Raw genomic sequence first — 16,688 nt, forward strand, 5'->3', positions numbered from 1 at the left:
CCTCTCTTGAGCATCAGGAATCAACTCCTACGGGTCAGCCGCGATGGGTCCCGGCACCGAGGCACAGCTCGGCCGCCGGGCTCTGCAACAGGGTGTGGACGAAGAGCAGTTCGGCCCCCTCGGGCCCGGCCGCCGCGATGCGGTGCGGGGTGAGCGAGTCGAAGTGCGCGCTGTCCCCGGGATCGAGCAGATGCTCGGCGTCCCCGAGGTTCAGCCGCAGCCGTCCTTCGAGGACATAGAGCCACTCCTCCCCGGGGTGTACGCGGACGAGGTCGCCCTGCACCCCGTACGGCACCCGGACCCGCAACGGCTGCATCGCCCGGCCCGAGCCGCCCGCCTGGTGGTATGTCCAGCCGCCGGCCTCGACGGGCTCCGCACGGCCCGCCCGGACGATCGGGTCACGCTCGGGCGGCACCTCCCCGAGCAGGTCGGAGACGGTCGTACCGTAGATACGGGCCAGTGCGAGCAGCATGGGCAGCGAGGGCTGCCGCAGGCCCGTCTCCAGCCGGGAGAGATGGGCGGGCGAGAGCCCCGCCCGCCGGGCGGCGGCCTCCAGGGTCAGCCGACGGTCGCGCCGCAGCTCACGCAGCCGGGGCGCGACATCGGGGAGCGCGTCGGTCGCGTCGGCGTCGGGAAGCCGGAGAGGCGACGGGGCGGCCGCCCCTCCGGCAGAAGATGTGCTCACACATCCATTGGGCCAGGGACTTTCCTCTCAGGCAAATTTCTTGCCCGAGAGGCAAAAACCGCCCCGCCCGCCTGCCTGTCCCAGCCCCTAGCGGTGCGCGACCGCCTGCTTCACCAGTGTCCTGCCGAAGTCCCACATCAGCCCGCCCCCGCCGTGCGCGTCGTCCATGACCGCCGTGAACGCCGCCACGAACCGCTCGACCTCCGGCTCGCCGATCGTCAGCGGCGGAATCAGCTTGATCACCTCAAGATGGTCGCCGGAGACCTGGGTCAGGATCCGGTGCTTCTGGAGCAGCGGTACGACCACCATCTGCGCGAACAGCCCCTTGCGGGCCGCCTGGAGCATCGTCCACCGGCCGCGCAGCTTGATCGAGCTGGGCCGCCCGAACTCGATGCCGATCATCAGGCCCCGGCCCCGTACCTCGTACAGCAGCTCATAGCGGTCGACCAGCGCGGCCAGCCTGGTCCTGAGCAGATCGCCGGTCGCCCGCGCGTTGGCGACGATCTCCTCGTCCTCGATCACCGCCAGCACCGCCAGTCCCGCCGCCATGGCCTGGGCATTGGAGCCGAAGCTCGCCGAGTGGACCAGGACCCGGTCCATCGAGGAGTAGACCTTCTTGAAGATCCAGTCCTTGCCGAGAGTGGCACCGACGGGGACATAGCCGCCGGAGAGCGCTTTCGCCACACAGACGAGATCCGGCTCGACGCCCTCCTCGTGCTGGTACGCGTAGAAGTCACCGGTTCTGCCGAGACCGGTCTGCACCTCGTCGGCGATCAGCAGCGCCTTGTGCGCGCGCAGCAACTCCTGTGCGGCGCGCAGGAATCCGGGCGGTGCCGCGTGCACCCCCTTGCCCTGGATCGGCTCGACGACGAAGCCGGCCACATCGCCGCGCTTCAACTCCCGCTCCAGCGCGTCGAGATCGCCCAGCGGAATCGCGGTGTCGGGAAGCAGCGGCGCGAAGCCGTCCCGGAAGCCGTCCTCGCCGTTGACCGAAAGCGCGCCGGTCGTCAGCCCGTGGAACGCGTGCGCGCAGTAGAGGATCCTGGGCTTCCCGGTCGCGTACCGGGCGAACTTGAGAGCGGTCTCAACCGCTTCCGTACCGCTGTTGCCGAAGAACACCCGGTCCAGATGCGGACTGTGGGCCAGCAGCTTCTCGGCGAGCAGTCCGGGCAGCGGCTGGCAGTCGAACCGGGTGAGATCGGCGAGCGAGGCATCCAGGACATCGTGCAGCGCCTTGCGTACGACCGGATGGTGCCGGCCGAGGCCCATCACCCCGAAGCCCGCGAGCATGTCCAGATAGTCGTTGCCGTCCGTGTCCCAGAAGTAGGCACCCTCGGCCCGCTCGTAGACCCGGTCGAAGCCGATGGTGTGCAGCATGCGCGGGAGCTGGTGGTTGAGATGCCTGGTGTGCAGCTCATAGCGCTCGGCGCCGCGTTCCGCGAGCAGCCGCCCCAGGTCAAAACCCTTGCGCTCGGTCATTCCGTGCTCTCCTTGCGCGCTCGGACAGGTCCCTTGCCCTGTCGCGGCAGTACGAGGCCCAGGGCGGCGCTGATCCGCCCCGCGATCTCCACCGGGGTGAGGCCGATGTCGGCGAGGACCTCGCTCCGTTTGGCATGGGCCAGGAATTGTTCGGGGATTCCGTAGGTCCGCAGGGGTACGTCGACTCCCGCGTCCCGCAGCGACTGGCCGATGGCCGAACCCACCCCGCCGCTACGGCTGTTGTCCTCGACGACCGCGACCAGCCGGTGGCGTTCCGCCAGCGGCGCGAGCTGTTCGTCGACGGGTTTGACCCAGCGCGGATCGACCACGGTGCAGCCGATTCCGCGCGCGGCGAGCAGTTCCGCCGCCTGGAGACAGACCGGCGCGAGCGCTCCCACCGACACCAGCAGCACATCGGCGTGCTCCGGGCGGTGCAGTACGTCCATGCCGCCGACGCGGCCGACGGCCGGGACCGCCGCGCCCACCGACTCCTTGGGGAAGCGCACCACGGTCGGCGCGTCGTCCACGGCGACCGCCTCACGGAGCTGGGCGCGCAACTGCTCGGCGTCGCGTGGCGCCGCGATCCGCAGTTCCGGCACGCACTGGAGGAGGGACATGTCCCACATCCCGTTGTGGGACGGCCCGTCGGAACCGGTGACCCCGGCCCTGTCCAGTACGAAGGTGACTCCGCACCGGTGCAGCGCCACATCCATCAGTAGCTGGTCGAAGGCGCGGTTGAGGAAGGTGGCGTACACGGCGACGACGGGATGCAGCCCGCCGGTGGCGAGCCCGGCCGCGGAGACCACCGCGTGCTGCTCGGCGATGCCCACGTCCCAGACCCGGTCGGGGAAGCGCTCGGCGAACCTCGTCAGCCCGACCGGGTCCAGCATGGCCGCGGTGATGGCGACGACATCCGGCCGTTCCTCCCCGATCGCGAGGATCTCGTCGCTGAACACCGAGGTCCAGGAAGGGCCGTTGGAGGGCGCGAGGGGCTCGCAGGTCCGCGGATCCATCACCCCGACCGTATGGAAGCGGTCGGCGTCGTCCTCCAGCGCCGGCCGGTAGCCACGGCCCTTCTCCGTCAGACAGTGCACCAGTACGGGCCCGTGGAAGCGCTTCGCCCGGCTGAGGGCCGACTCGACGGCCGCGATGTCGTGACCATCGATGGGGCCGACGTATTTCAGCCCGAGATCCTCGAACATGCCCTGCGGGGCGAAGGCGTCCTTGAACCCCTTCTTCGCACCGTGCAGCGACCCGTACAACGGCCTGCCCACGACAGGAGTGTTGTGCAGTACGTCCTTGCCCCAGGCCAGGAACTTCTCGTAGCCGTCCGAGGTACGGAGCGTGGCGAGATGGTTGGCGAGGCCACCGATCGTCGGGGCGTAGGACCGTTCATTGTCATTGACGACGATGATCAGTGGCCGGTTCTTGGCGGCGGCGATGTTGTTGAGCGCCTCCCACGCCATTCCGCCGGTGAGGGCGCCGTCACCGATGACCGCGACGACATGTTCGTCGCGGTCGAGTACGTCACGGGCCTTGGCCAGTCCGTCGGCCCAGCCGAGAACGGTGGAGGCATGCGAATTCTCGATGATGTCGTGCTCGGACTCCTCACGGGAGGGATAGCCGGAAAGGCCGCCCTTTCCGCGCAGCTTGGAGAAATCCTTTCTGCCGGTGAGGAGCTTATGGACATAGCTCTGGTGTCCGGTGTCCCACAGAATGTGGTCGGCGGGCGAGTCGAAGGCCCGGTGCAGGGCGATGGTCAGCTCCACCACGCCGAGATTGGGCCCGAGATGGCCACCGGTTCTGGCCACCGCATCGATCAGGAAGTCTCTGATCTCCTGGGCGAGTTCGTCGAGTTCGCCGCTCGTCAGCGCCTTGAGATCGCGCGGCCCCCGGATGTTCTCCAAGACTGACACGCTCGGGCCCCCTCTCGGATCGGTTCAGCTCACCGTGACGGCGGGAACCCCCGAGGGCACCCCCGCGTCCTCCATCTGCTCGGCGAGCTTCATGGCCTCGTCGATCAGGGTCTCCACGATCTTCGACTCGGGAACGGTCTTGATGACCTCCCCCTTCACAAAGATCTGCCCCTTGCCATTGCCCGACGCGACACCGAGATCCGCCTCACGCGCCTCACCCGGACCGTTCACCACACACCCCATCACCGCGACCCGCAGCGGAACCTCCATACCCTCAAGACCCGCCGTCACCTCGTCCGCCAGCTTGTACACATCCACCTGCGCACGCCCGCAGGAGGGGCAGGAGACGATCTCCAGGCGGCGCTGCTTCAGGTTCAGGGCCTCCAGGATCTGCAGACCGACCTTGACCTCCTCCGCCGGCGGCGCCGACAGCGAGACCCGGATCGTGTCCCCGATCCCCTCGCTCAGCAACGCACCGAACGCCACAGCCGACTTGATCGTCCCCTGGAACGCCGGACCCGCCTCGGTCACACCGAGATGCAGCGGATAGTCGCACTGCGCGGCGAGCTGACGGTACGCGTTCACCATCACCACCGGGTCATTGTGCTTCACCGAGATCTTGATCTCCCGGAACCCGTGCTCCTCGAACAGCGACGCCTCCCACAGCGCCGACTCCACCAGCGCCTCCGGCGTCGCCTTCCCGTACTTCCGCAGCAGCCGCGCGTCCAGCGACCCCGCGTTCACCCCGATCCGGATCGGAGTCCCCGCGTCCCCCGCCGCCTTCGCGATCTCCCGCACCTTGTCGTCGAACTGCTTGATGTTCCCCGGATTCACCCGCACCGCCGCACACCCCGCGTCAATCGCCGCGAACACATACTTCGGCTGGAAATGAATATCCGCGATCACCGGAATCTGCGACTTCCGCGCAATCACCGCCAACGCGTCCGCGTCATCCTGCGTCGGACACGCCACCCGCACGATCTGGCACCCCGACGCCGTCAGCTCCGCGATCTGCTGCAACGTCGCACCCACATCCGACGTACGCGTCGTCGTCATCGACTGCACCGACACCGGCGCATCCCCACCCACCGCCACCGACCCCACCTGGATCCGACGGCTGACCCGCCGCTCGGCGACGGGTCGCGGCGGCAGCGCGGGAAGCCCCAGCGAGACCGGCTCTCCCTTGGTCATGGCGTGGTCACCTGGTTCCGGCGACGGTCTCGCGGGCCGCACGGATCGACTCCTTGAGGGAGCCCATGGTGGCGAGTACGGCGGTCGGCTCATAGCCGCAGTGCGCCATGCAGTTGGCGCAGCGCGGGTCCTTGCCGCGCCCGTACTTCTCCCAGTCGGTGTCCTCGATGAGCTGACGGTACGTGGGCACATATCCGTCGCTCATCAGATAGCAGGGGCGCTGCCAGCCGAAGAGTGAATAGTTGGGAATGGCCCAGGCCGTGCACGGGAAGTCGGCCTTGCCTTCGAGGAAGTCCAGGAAGAGCGGCGAGTGATTGAGGCGCCAGCGGGCCCGGTTTCCGCCGGAGAACGCCTTCTTGAAGAGGTCGCGGGTCTGCTCGACGCCGAGGAAGTGCTCCTGGTCGGGGGCCTTCTCGTAGGCGTAGGCGGGCGAGATCATCATCTCGTCCACCTTCAGCTCGTCATTGAGGTAATTCAGCACCTCGACAACGGTCTGCGGGGTGTCCGTGTTGAAGAAGGTCGAGTTGGTGGTCACCCGGAAACCGCGCCGCTTGGCCTCCTTGATGGCCTCCACCGCCTCGTCGAACACACCCTCCTTCGCGACCGATTCGTCGTGCCGCTCCCGCAGTCCGTCGATGTGGACGGCGAATGCGAAATACGGTGAGGGGGTGAATTTCTCGATCTTCTTGCGCAGCAGCATCGCGTTCGTGCAAAGGAAAACGTACTTCCTCTTGGCGACGAGCTGCCGCACGATCTCGTCGATCTGCGGATGCATCAGCGGCTCACCGCCGGCGATGGAGACCATGGGCGCCCCGGATTCCAGCACCGCGCCGACCGCCTGGGCAACGGGCATGCGCTGCTTCAGAACGCCGGCCGGATGCTGGATCTTGCCGCAGCCCTCACATTTCAGATTGCAGGCGAAGAGCGGTTCCAGCTCAACGATGAGAGGAAACTTCTCCCGCCTGCGGACCTTCTGTTCGAAGAGGTACGTCCCGACCCTGATGGTCTGACGGAGCGGCATGGCCATCTAGCTCACCTCCTGGGGAGCAGCAAAGAACGGTGCCATTCATGAAATGCGGGAAGGACGGCACGGAGTACACGGAAGGCCGATATTCCTCCGCGTACGGTGCCGATCCGGACCAGTTCATGCTCCGGAGCGTCCACGACCACCCGTACGGCCGCGACCGGACGGGTGCCCGCGCTCAGAGCGGTGCGGAGCGTGGCGGCGGACTCCATGTCCACCGCGACCGCCCCCGTGGTACGCAGTACGGCCCGTTCCTGTCCTCGGACCACATGGTCCGAACCGGTCAGCGGACCGGTGTGGACCGTGCGGCCGGGAACGGCCCGGGCCAGCGCGTCGACGAGCAGCCCGGTCCCCGTACAGGGTGTGGAGCCGTACGGGTCCCGGGTCTCGTCGGCGACGATCAGATCCCCGGGGTGCATCCCCGGAGTGAGCCCGGCACAGAATCCGGACGCGATCAGCACCGCGTCCCTGTTCCGGGGCTCCCCGAGCGCGCGCGCCACGGCGCGCTCGGCGTTCCTGGGCCCCATGCCCGTACGGAGGACGGTCACCGGTCCGGCCGGGTCGCCGCCACCGGACCCGCGCAGCGCGAGGCTCTCGATGCCGAGCGCGCAGGCGATCAGCAGCGGTGCCGAAGGGCCGGCCGGCCCCGGGGACCGGTCCATCAGCCCCCCTTGCGGCTGCCCGTACGGGCGGCGAGCGGCTCGCCGTGGACATAGCGGCCGAGCGCCGTGAGCGGGAAGACCTGCCGGTAGAGGTGGTAGTTGATGGAGAAGTCCCAGGGGAAGCCGGTGCCGGTGAAGTACGGCTCGTCCCACGAGCCGTCCTCGCGCTGGGCCGCGGCCAGACAGGCGATGCCCCGCTCGACGGCCCTGCTCTCCCGCTCCCCTGCCGCGAGCAGCGCGAGCAGCGCCCAGGCGGTCTGGGAGGCGGTCGTGGCACCGCGTCCGATCCACTCGGCGTCATGGTACGAGCGCAGGTCCTCGCCCCAGCCGCCGTCCTCGTTCTGCACGGATTCGAGCCAGCTCACGGCCCGGCGGATCGCGGGATGGGAGGCGGGCAGCCCGGCCGCGACCAGCGCGGGCACCACCGACCCCGTTCCGTACACGTAGTTGACCCCCAGCGCCCGAACCAAGCGCCGCTGGTCTCCTGTTCGGCGAGGAGCCACTCGATTCCGCGCCGGGTCCTGGGGTGGTGGCTCTTCCCCTCGTACGCCAGCATCTCGACGACATGCGCGGTGACATCCGCGGACGGCGGGTCGATGACCTCGCCGAAGTCGCAGAAGGGCAGCCGGTTGGGGAACGGGCTGGTGTTGTCGGCGTCGAAGGCGCCCCAGGCTCCGTTCCTCGACTGCATGCCCAGATTCCACCGGGCGCCCCGCTCGATGGCGGCGTCGATCCGCTCGGGCTCGGGATGGCTGACCCGGCGCAGCGCGAGGATGACCTCGGCGGTGTCGTCGATGTCCGGGTAGTTGTCGTTGTGGAACTCGAACGCCCAGCCGCCCGGGGCGAGTCCGGGCCTCCGTACGGACCAGTCGCCGGGGCGGACGATCTCCTCGCCCAGCATCCAGTCGGCGGCCTTGACCAGGGCCGGATGGTCCGGGTCCAGGCCGGCGTCGGCGAGCGCGATGGTGGCCAGACAGGTGTCCCAGACGGGCGACTGGCAGGCCTCGATCATCCGGGCGCCGTCCTCGCGCCAGACGGCGAACCGGTCGAGCGATTCGAGCCCGGCGCGCATGACCGGGTGGTCGAGGTCGTATCCGAGCAGGTGCAGGGCGATCACGGAGTAGACCGCGGGCGGCTGGATCCCGCCCCAGCAGCCGTCGTTCTCCTGCCGCTCGATGATCCAGCGGGCCGCCGCGTTCATCGCCGTACGGCGGAGCCGGCGCGGGGCGATCCGGTGGTAGGCGTGCAGGACCTTGTCGAGACGCTGGAAGGCGCCGTCCCAACTGGTCACGGGCGCGGACGTCTTGGCGGGTACGGCGGCCGTGCCGGAGTGCAGTTCGTCGAGGGCGAAGGGAGCGGGCCGTACGGGCCGCTTCGCCGAGACGATGGTCAGCGGCACGATCGTCTGGCGGGCCCAGCAGCCGAAGTCATAGATGTTGAGCGGGAACCACTTGGGCAGAAAGATCATCTCGGGCGGCAGCTCGGGCAGGTCCTCCCACTTCCACCAGCCGAACAGCGCCAGCCAGATTCGGGTGAAGACCCGGCTCGCGGCGATCCCGCCCTGCTCGCGCACCCATTGGGAGGCTCGCGCCATGTGCGGTTCGTCGGGGCGGTCGCCGGCCAGCCGGAGCGCCACATAGGCCTCGATGGTGGCGGAGAGCTCGCCGGGTCCGCCGTGGAAGGTGGCCCAGGTGCCGTCCGGGCGCTGCTCGCCGCGGATGAAGAGCGCCGCGGCGTCAAGGGTGCGCGTATCCAGGACGCCGAGGAACTGCCGTAGCAGCAGGTCCTCGGCGTCCATCGTCACATTGGTCTGCAGGTCGCCCTTCCACCATCCCTGGGCGTCCTGCCTGCCGAGCAGGAACTCGACGGATCGTTCGGTGGCCCGCTGCGCGGTGGCCAGAAGGTCACCGCCGATGGCGGGGGTTGTCTCAGTCGGTCCGCTCGCCGAGGTCGCGCGGGGCCCCAGGGCCCCGGTGCTTCCGTCGGTCGTCGCTGTCATGGCTTCCCCTTCGTGCAGTGGTGTGCTTCTGCTGTGCTGGGGTCTCCGTCGTCCTTCGCCCTGTGGGCCCTGGACGGCGACTGCGGTCATATGGGAATAGTGATCATCTCTTTCGTACGACGACAAAGTCCGCAAGCGCGATGAGCTGCGCCCTTACCTTGGCCGGCATATCGACGCCATCGAGGGCTTCGATGGCGACGGCGTGCTGCCGGCGGGCCTCCTGCGAGGTCCACTCCCGGCCGCCCGCCTCCTCGATCAACGCGGCCCTGGTGGCGAACTCTTCCTCGGAGAAGGTCTCGAAATCATTGCTTTTGGCGTCGGCGGCGAGCAGTTGGCCGAGCCGCGCGGAGGCGGGACCGTCCGCGGCGAGCGCGGCGACGACCGGCAGGGACTTCTTGCGCTGGCGCAGATCGCTCCAGGTCTGCTTGCCAGTGGCCTCGGGGTCGCCCCAGATGCCCAGCAGATCGTCCACGGCCTGGAAGGCGAGGCCGAGGTGGTACCCGTACGCCTCCAGCGTGTCGGCCGTACGGTCGTCGGCGCCGCCGAGGACCGCGCCGATGGAGACGGCGCAGGCCAGCAGGGCGCCGGTCTTGTTGCCCTCCATCTCCAGGCACTCCTCGACGGCGACCCGCTCGCGGTGCTCGTACGAGATGTCCTGTGCCTGACCGTCGATCAGCTTGCGGGTGGCGGTGGTCAGCCGCCGGGTGGCGCGGCCCGCCTCGGGGGTACCGATCTCCAGCAGTACCTCGTTGGCGAGCGCGAAGAGGGCGTCGCCGACGAGGATGGCCTGCGCGGGGCCGTGCACCTTCCATACGGTGTCGCGGTGGCGCCGCTGCTCGTCACCGTCCATCAGGTCGTCGTGCAGCAGCGAGAAGTTGTGCACCAGCTCGACGGCGACCGCGCCGGGAATGCCCGTCTCGGGCGAGGCGCCCGCCGCCTCCGCGGAGAGCAGCGCGAGTGCCGGACGTACCGCCTTGCCTCCGTCGCCGTCGGCGGGCCGGCCCTCGGCGTCGATCCAGCCGAAGTGGTAGGCGGCGACGGCGTCCATCGGCGCGGCGAGCCGGCTGACCGCGGCCCGCAGTACCGGGGCGGACAGGGCACGCCCCCGCTCCAGCAGCGCGTAGACGTCCGCGGTGTCGACAGCCGGGTTCACCGGGGGCACGGTCGGCACGGTCTCTCCTCTTGTTCCAGTACTCGTCGTTCCAGTACTCGTTGTTCCCGTACTCGTAGGTGCGGTACTCGGGCTCATGCCGCCTCCTGCAAGGGGTGTTCATGCCGTCGGCCGAGCTGGGCGAGGGCGGCGCCCGCGGCGCTGAAGCCGCTGCGTACCGCACCCTCCATCGTCGCGGGCCAGCCGGTGGCGGTCCACGCTCCGGCCAGGAACAGCCCGGCGGCACGGGTACGGGCGGCGGGACGCAGCCGGCCCACGCCGGGCGCGGGCGCGAAGGTCGCCGTCCGCTCCCGGGTGACGAAGAAGTCGCGTACCTCCGCGCCGCGGGTCGCGGGCAGGAGGCGCTCCAGCTCGGGGAGATACCGGGCGCGCAGTTCCTGGACGGGCGTGTCGATCTCGCCGGCGGCCGCCGACTGGGAGAGCGCCAGATACTGGCCCTCGCCCAGACCGGAGGCCTCGGTGCGGTCGAAGACCCACTGGACGGGGCTGCCGAGCGCGGCAAAGAACGGGCGGCGCAGCACTCTGCGGTCGTACACGACATGGATGTTGAGGATCGGCGCGGAGCCGATGTCCAGCAGCCGGTCGGGGTCGTCGAGCGCTCCGGGCGGCAGCAGGCCATGGGCCTCGCGCTGCGGTACGGCGAGGACGACCGTGTCCGCGTCGAGCCGCTCGCCGTCCGTGTCGACCTGCCAGCCGCCGCCCTCGGTACGGGTCACCGCGCCGACGCGGGCGCGCAGTACGGTCCGTACACCCGCGGAGTCGAGGGCCTTGCGCGCGAGCGTGTCGTGCAGGTCGCCGAGCGGGACACGTGCCCAGCCGATGTCGGCGGCACCGGGCTCGGAGAGCAGTCCGGTCTTGAAGACCATCGCCGCCAGGCCCATGGAGGCGTGCGGCGCGGCGGCGTTGAGGGTCGCCACGCCGACGAGGTCCCAGAGGGCCTCGATGGTGCGCGCCGACTGGCCGTGGCGGCCCAGCCAGGTGGCGAAGTCGATGCCGTCCAGGGCGGGGTCGGCCGGGTCGAGCCGCCGCAGGGCGAGCGCGGCGCGCCCGACGGAGGCGCGCTCGGCGAGCGAGAGATGCGGGTACGCCGCGAGCCCGGCGGCCAGATGCAGCGGTACGGGCAAGCCGTTGCGGCGCAGCCGTCCGAGCCGGGGGCCGCGCGGTCCGCCGACGTCCAGTACGGGTACGTCGAGCCGGTCCTGCACCGGTGCGAGGGCGGCGCCGTCGACCCGGTCGAGAAACCACTGGTAGGCGGTGCAGCAGCGCAGATACACATGCTGGCCGTTGTCGACGGTGAGGTCGCCGCGGCGGAAGGAGAAGGCGAGACCGCCGAGCCGCGGACGCCCTTCGAGGAGTGTCACCCGCACTCCGGCGTCGGCGAGCTGGAGCGCCGCGGTGATTCCGGCGAGCCCCGCGCCGACCACTACGGCGTGCCGTGGCGGTGAGCCGTCCGCTGTCGTCATGCGTGTCCCCCTCGGGCCGTCGCAGTCAGGGACGCGCCGGACCCGCGCCGGGTTGCGAGAGCCTCGTACGGATGTGCAACGAAGGGGCCGAGTCGGGCGATATGCCGCATCAGCCACGCCTCCTGACGCTCTGCCGGGAGACATTCCGGGCGTCGAGCCCCGAGAGTCCGCGCACCGCGACATACGCCTTCTCGTGACCGGGCAGCGAGACCCGGCCGCGCAGTACGGCCTCCGGGTCGCGCTCGATCCGGTCGAGCAGCCTGCGGTAGATGCCCGCCATGGCCGCGACACAGGCGCCGCTGCGCCGGTCGAGCAGGGGCAGCAGCCGGTAGCCCTCGGCGAACAGGGCGCGGGCGCGGCGGACCTCGAAGTGCACCAGACCGGTGAAGTCGGAGCCGGCGGGCGGGGTGGCGCTGTGGAAACCGGCGGAGCAGCCGAACTTGCCGAGGTCGTCGGAGGGCAGGTACGTACGGCCGTTGCCCGCGTCCTCCCGTACGTCGCGGAGAATGTTCGTCAACTGGAGGGCAAGACCCAGCGTGTCGGCGTACTCGACGGCATGCTCGGCTCCCGGCGCGTCGGACGCGAAGCCGAACACGCCGAGCGAGATCCGCCCGATGGCACCCGCGACACACCGGCAGTAGGTCTTGAGGTCGTCCCAGGTCTCGTAGGTGTCGCCCCGTACGTCCATCAGGACGCCGTCGATCAGCTCGTCGAGTCCGCCGAGCGGCACCGGGAAGCGGCGCGCCGCGTCCGCGACGGCGACCGCGACCGGGTCGGTGTCGTCCTCGCCCACCTCGCCCGCCCTGACTCTGTCCAGAAGCGCGCGGGTCTCTTCGAGCCGTCTCTGCTTGGCCTCGGGCGCGAGTGTGCCGTCGCCGATGTCGTCCACCCGGCGGGCGAACGCGTACAGCGCGGACATGGCCTGCCGCTTCTCGGCCGGCAGCAGTCTGATGCCGTACGCGAAGTTGCGGGCCTGCTGCCCGGTGACCGTCTCGCAGTAGCTGTAGGCCGCCTGTACCGGCGCGGACACGGGCGTCTGTCCCTCCACGTTCCGGCTCACCCCTCTCTGTGCGCTCTTCGCAAGACAGCTCCCACTTCGCGCAACAGACGCGGCTTGGTGGGTCTGGGCGGTCCGGGGAGCACATCGTGCCCGGCGGCCGCGATCGAAGCGAGGGCGGCGCGCCCTCCCGCCACAAACCCGGCGAGCAGCAGCCGGAGTCTGCCGTGGACGCTACCCACCAGCGGGGGACCTTCATTCAGCAGCAGCCGCGCGCGTTCGGCTTCGTACGCGACGAGTGAGCGCACCGACGCGTTGGCGGTGGTGGCGGCGAGATCCGCCTCGGTGACCCGGAAGCGCTTCATGTCCTCGGCGGGCAGATAGATCCGGTCGCGGCGCAGGTCCTCGGCCACGTCCTGGAGGTGTTCGATGATCTGGAGCGCCGTGCAGACGGCGTCGGAGCGGCGGATCCGCTCGGGGTCAGCGGTACCGGTGATCTGCAGGACGAGCCGGCCGACGGGATTGGCGGACAGCTCGCAGTAGGCGAGGAGATCGTCGTACGTCTCGTAGCGGCGCACCAACTGGTCCTGGCGGTTGGCGCCGACAAGTCCGAGGAACGGCTCGGGGGTGAGCGAGCGGCGCCGTACGGCCGGGATCAGCCCGCGCAGCAGGGGATGGCCGGGGCGTGGCCCTCCGGATTCGAAGACCCGCGCCAGATCGGCCTCGAACGCGCCGAGGAGAGCGAGCCGGTCGTCGGCGTGTTCGGGGGCGACGCCGAGATGGCGGGCGTCGGCGCCGCCGGGGGCGAGGTCGCCGTCACCGATGTCGTCGACGAGGCGGGCGAATCCGTAGACGGCCATCAGATCGTCGCGCCAGGCACGGGGCAGGAAGAAAGGGGCTACCGGAAAGTTCTCGTCCGCGGCTTTGTCGAGTGTGGAGCGCGAGGCGGCATCGGGGTGCTCCCGGGGAGTACCCATCACTGCCGGCTACCCGGCACGGGGACGGCGGAACCCTCGCGGGGCTGGAGATTTCCCGTCATTGCCGTCACATCTCCCGTTCTACACTGCTGACCCAATACATCCCATTTCGGACACGCCGCCCGTCCTTCCGAGTAAAGAAGGCCGCCGCCTTCGCAGACGAGGTACTCAGGGGGTATCGCCCCACTTGCCGCGAATCAGCACCAGCACAGCTTACGTTGTACAACTAAGTGCATCCCTCCGGGGTATTGCGCGCATTACAAAAGCGCTGCAATGACGGCCAACCTTCCCCGCGCGCCCGGGACTTGACCATTCCTTGACGATCAGTGACCGAATACCGGCGGCGGAAAGCGAACGGTCCGAGCGGCAAAGGCCCCCGTCCGGAGCCATCCGGCGGGGGCCTCGGGGCTACTTGCCCGTCTCCTTCTCGTACGCCTTGATGACCTCGTCGGTCGGGCCGTCCATCAGGAGTTCGCCCTTCTCCAGCCAGAGAACGCGGTCGCACGTGTCCCGGATCGACTTGTTGCTGTGGCTGACGAGGAAGACCGTTCCGGCCTCCTTGCGCAGTTCGCGGATCCGCTGCTCGGAGCGGATCTGGAACTTGCGGTCGCCGGTGGCCAGCGCCTCGTCGATCATCAGGACGTCATGGTCCTTGGCGGCAGCGATGGAGAACCGGAGCCTGGCGGCCATGCCCGAGGAGTAGGTGCGCATCGGGAGCGTGATGAAGTCGCCCTTCTCGTTGATGCCGGAGAAGTCGACGATGCCCTGGTACCGGTCCTTGATCTGCTCGCGGGTCATGCCCATCGCCAGCCCGCCGAGGATCACATTGCGCTCGCCGGTCAGATCGTTCATCAGCGCGGCGTTCACCCCGAGCAGCGAGGGCTGGCCGTCGGTGTAGACCTTGCCGCTCTCGGTGGGCAGCAGGCCCGCGATCGCCCGCAGCAGCGTCGACTTGCCGGACCCGTTGGTGCCGATCAGACCGATCGCCTCGCCGCGGTACGCCGTGAAGGAGACGCCCCGTACTGCATGGACCTTGCGGACTCCGCGCGCCTCACCCTTGCCGCGGCGGAGTATCCGGCTCAGCGCCGCGGTGGCGCTGCCCTTCCCGCCGCCCCCGCCGTTGACCCGGTACACGATGTGCACCTCGTCGGCGATGACGGTGGGGATACGGCCCTGCCGGTTGTCGTTGATGTCGTTGATGCCGGTGTTGTCGTCAGCCACGCCCGTACCGTTCCTCAGCCTTCCAGAAGTACACGAAGCCGACGACACCCAGCAGCACGGCCCACGCCAGAGCGGCGAACCAGACATGCGCGGGCAGGTTCGACGAGCCGTAACCGTCGATCAGCGCATACCTCACGAGGTCCATGTAGATGGCGGCGGGGTTGTACTGGAGGACGTCCGCGATCCAGGCCGGCCTGTCCTTGAGCATCACCGGGATGGAGAACATCACGCCCGAGGCGTACATCCAGGTGCGCATCACGAACGGCATGAGCTGCGCCAGGTCCGGGGTCTTGCTGCCGAGCCTCGCCATGATCAGGGCCAGCCCGGTGTTGAAGACGAACTGGAGCGTCAGCGCGGGCACCACGATCAGCCAGCTCAGCCGCGGATAGCTGCCGAAGGCAACGGCCACGGCGACCAGCACGATCATCGAGTAGAGGAGCTGCTGGAGCTGCTGGAGCGAGAAGGAGATCGGCAGCGATGCCCGGGGGAAGTGCAGGGCCCGCACCAGCCCCAGATTGCCGGAGATCGCACGGACACCGGCCATCACCGAACTCTGGGTGAAGGTGAAGACGAAGACGCCGGTGACCAGGAACGGCACGAAGACCTCCTGGGGGATGCCCTTCCTGGTGCCCAGGATCAGACCGAAGATCAAGTAGTACACCAGGGCATTGAGCAGGGGCGTCGCCACCTGCCAGAGCTGGCCCAGCTTGGCCTGGCTGTACTGGGCCGTGAGCTTCGCCGAGGAGAAGGCCAGGATGAAGTGGCGCCGGCCCCAGAGCTGCCGCACATACTCGGCCAGTCCCGGCCGGGCGCCGCTCACGGACAGGCCGTACTTCGCGGCGAGCTCCGCCGGGGTCAGACCGTCGTCGGACGACGGCGGGGCGCTCACGGCGATCGCGCCCTCTTGGGTTGTGTCACTCACAAGTTGAAACTTTCGTCTTCAAGATGCGCAGCCGGACGGGCACCGGCACGGACGGCCAGGCCCCGGGGGCAGGTCGTAGAGTGATGCTCTCAGATCCGAAGCTTGTCAGATGACAGGCGGTCGGCCCAGCCGGGTCAGCCGCCACACCGTACGCCACTTCATGGGGCGGCGCGGTCCGCACGGGGTCGCCCAGCCCTCCCGGAACCCCCCGAGCCAGGCCCTCAGCGCGGGCAGCGAGGGACGCCGTACGAGGGTGAGCAGCAGCCACACCCCGAGGTAGAGCGGTACGAACGGCGCGGGCAGATTCCGGCGGGCGAGCCAGACCCGGTTACGGGCCACCATACGGTGGTAGGCCGCGTGCCGGGAGGGCGCGGTCGTGGGATGGCTGAGCACCATGTCCGCGCGGTAGTCGATCATCCAGCCCGCGTCCAGGGCCCGCCAGGCGAGATCGGTCTCCTCATGGGCGTAGAAGAAGCCGCCGGGCAGCGGGCCGACCTCGGCGAGAACCCTCGTCCGTACGGCATTGGCCCCGCCGAGAAAGGTCGTCACCCGAGACGACCGCAGCGGGTCGGAGGCGCGCAGCCGCGGGACATGGCGGCGCTGGGTCAGACCGGTCTCCGGGTCGGCGATCCGGAAGCTGATGATCCCTAGCACCGGATCGGCCGCGAAGGCCGCGCGGATCAGCTCGGCGGTGCCGGGGTCCGGGAGCCGGCCGTCGTCGTCGAGAAAGAGCAGGACGTCGACCGCGGTGCCGGCGGGCCCGAATGCCTCGATACCGACATTGCGGCCGCCCGGGATGCCGAGGTTCTCGGGCAGCTCGACGGTCCGTACCCCGGCGGGGACGTCGCCCACCGGGGCGCCGTTCCCGACCACGACGATCTCGACCGGATCGCCCTCCTGGTCCGCGACCGAGTCCAGCAGCGCGCGCAGCTCGGCGGGGCGGTCACCCATCGTGATGATCACCGCGCCGAGCCGCACGTC

13 protein-coding genes and 1 pseudogene are annotated in these 16,688 nt (G+C 69.6%); all 14 read right to left on the reverse strand.

Annotation, left to right across the window (positions count from 1 at the left end; translation table 11 throughout):
• Positions 1-34: 34 nt before the first annotated feature.
• Positions 35-589, reverse strand: coding sequence for a helix-turn-helix domain-containing protein (locus KQY30_RS04050; protein ID WP_254407532.1), 555 nt, complete (start codon positions 587-589; stop codon positions 35-37).
• A 183-nt stretch (positions 590-772) separates the two neighbouring features.
• The gene (locus KQY30_RS04055; RefSeq protein WP_217305594.1) at positions 773-2,164 is read right to left on the reverse strand and encodes an aspartate aminotransferase family protein; all 1,392 of its coding nucleotides are present in this window, start codon (positions 2,162-2,164) and stop codon (positions 773-775) included.
• Positions 2,161-4,080, reverse strand: a complete 1,920-nt coding sequence (gene dxs / locus KQY30_RS04060) for a 1-deoxy-D-xylulose-5-phosphate synthase (protein ID WP_217305595.1) — start codon at positions 4,078-4,080, stop codon at positions 2,161-2,163. The genes KQY30_RS04055 and dxs overlap by 4 nt, the downstream gene beginning before the upstream one ends.
• 24 nt (positions 4,081-4,104) lie before the next feature.
• On the reverse strand, positions 4,105-5,271 hold the full coding sequence (ispG, locus tag KQY30_RS04065) for a flavodoxin-dependent (E)-4-hydroxy-3-methylbut-2-enyl-diphosphate synthase (RefSeq protein ID WP_217305596.1): 1,167 nt from the start codon (positions 5,269-5,271) through the stop codon (positions 4,105-4,107).
• A 7-nt stretch (positions 5,272-5,278) separates the two neighbouring features.
• On the reverse strand, positions 5,279-6,298 hold the full coding sequence (gene hpnH, locus KQY30_RS04070) for an adenosyl-hopene transferase HpnH (protein ID WP_217305597.1): 1,020 nt from the start codon (positions 6,296-6,298) through the stop codon (positions 5,279-5,281).
• 5 nt (positions 6,299-6,303) lie between these two features.
• Entirely contained in the window at positions 6,304-6,957 is a 654-nt protein-coding gene (locus KQY30_RS04075; RefSeq protein WP_217305598.1) for a 1-hydroxy-2-methyl-2-butenyl 4-diphosphate reductase, read from the reverse strand.
• Positions 6,957-8,956, reverse strand: a pseudogene (gene shc / locus KQY30_RS04080) (squalene--hopene cyclase). The gene KQY30_RS04075 and the pseudogene shc overlap by 1 nt, the downstream one beginning before the upstream one ends.
• A gap of 103 nt (positions 8,957-9,059) precedes the next feature.
• Complete coding sequence (locus KQY30_RS04085) at positions 9,060-10,205, reverse strand: polyprenyl synthetase family protein (RefSeq protein WP_254406932.1); 1,146 nt, start codon at positions 10,203-10,205, stop codon at positions 9,060-9,062.
• Positions 10,202-11,773, reverse strand: coding sequence for a hydroxysqualene dehydroxylase HpnE (gene hpnE, locus KQY30_RS04090; RefSeq protein WP_367997390.1), 1,572 nt, complete (start codon positions 11,771-11,773; stop codon positions 10,202-10,204). The genes KQY30_RS04085 and hpnE overlap by 4 nt, the downstream gene beginning before the upstream one ends.
• A complete protein-coding gene (gene hpnD / locus KQY30_RS04095; RefSeq protein ID WP_217305600.1) occupies positions 11,700-12,650 on the reverse strand; it encodes a presqualene diphosphate synthase HpnD in 951 nt (316 codons plus the stop codon). Before hpnD ends, hpnE begins: the two co-directional genes overlap by 74 nt.
• Positions 12,647-13,564 carry a squalene synthase HpnC gene (gene hpnC, locus KQY30_RS04100; protein WP_217305601.1) on the reverse strand — a complete coding sequence of 306 codons (918 nt, stop codon included), beginning with the start codon at positions 13,562-13,564 and terminating at the stop codon, positions 12,647-12,649. The genes hpnD and hpnC overlap by 4 nt, the downstream gene beginning before the upstream one ends.
• Positions 13,565-13,972: 408 nt before the next feature.
• Positions 13,973-14,755 carry an ABC transporter ATP-binding protein gene (locus KQY30_RS04105; protein WP_217310723.1) on the reverse strand — a complete coding sequence of 261 codons (783 nt, stop codon included), beginning with the start codon at positions 14,753-14,755 and terminating at the stop codon, positions 13,973-13,975.
• Positions 14,756-14,777: 22 nt separating this feature from the next.
• On the reverse strand, positions 14,778-15,707 hold the full coding sequence (locus tag KQY30_RS04110; protein ID WP_217305602.1) for an ABC transporter permease: 930 nt from the start codon (positions 15,705-15,707) through the stop codon (positions 14,778-14,780).
• Positions 15,708-15,812: 105 nt separating this feature from the next.
• Entirely contained in the window at positions 15,813-16,685 is an 873-nt protein-coding gene (locus KQY30_RS04115) for a glycosyltransferase family 2 protein (RefSeq protein ID WP_217310724.1), read from the reverse strand.
• Positions 16,686-16,688 lie beyond the last annotated feature (3 nt).

The sequence above is a fragment of the Streptomyces sp. GMY02 genome (assembly GCF_019056675.1).
Classification (GTDB): Bacteria; Actinomycetota; Actinomycetes; order Streptomycetales; family Streptomycetaceae; genus Streptomyces; species Streptomyces odonnellii.